Origin of the sequence: Cupriavidus sp. SIMBA_020 (genome assembly GCF_046535395.1) — a bacterium.
Lineage (GTDB): Bacteria > Pseudomonadota > Gammaproteobacteria > Burkholderiales > Burkholderiaceae > Cupriavidus > Cupriavidus campinensis.
Genome location: NZ_JAWRWU010000200.1, coordinates 1 through 342 on the forward strand (window position 1 = coordinate 1; position 342 = coordinate 342).

The 342-nt window shown below is 62.0% G+C and carries 1 protein-coding gene; it reads right to left on the reverse strand.

Annotation, left to right across the window (positions count from 1 at the left end; genetic code table 11):
* Positions 1 to 26 precede the first annotated feature (26 nt).
* On the reverse strand, positions 27 to 342 hold a 316-nt coding region (locus SB751_RS28810; RefSeq protein ID WP_410748885.1), incomplete at its 5' end, for a DUF488 domain-containing protein.

A 342-nucleotide genomic window follows, 5' to 3' on the forward strand; every position in this document is an offset into this window, starting at 1 on the left:
GCGCATACGTGGTGGATCCGAAAGGTTTAGCGGTTTGATTCCGCCGCGAAATGCGCGAGGACGTCTCGCAGCACGATGGCCTGGTTATGCTCCTCGTCCTTCGCGCCGTACACCAGCGTAATGGGTTGTCCCTTCGCATCAGCCAGGAGCGACCGCATGCGTCCTCGAAGTTCCTCAGCATCGAGTTCGTGCCGATAGCGTTGCTGGAAGACTTCCCATCGCTCCGGCTTGTGTCCGAACCATTCGCACAAGGCGGCGCTTGGCGCGATGTCGCGCGCCCATTGGTCGAGCGCCAATCTCTCCTTGCTGCGACCGCGAGGCCAGAGCCGATCCACGAGGACG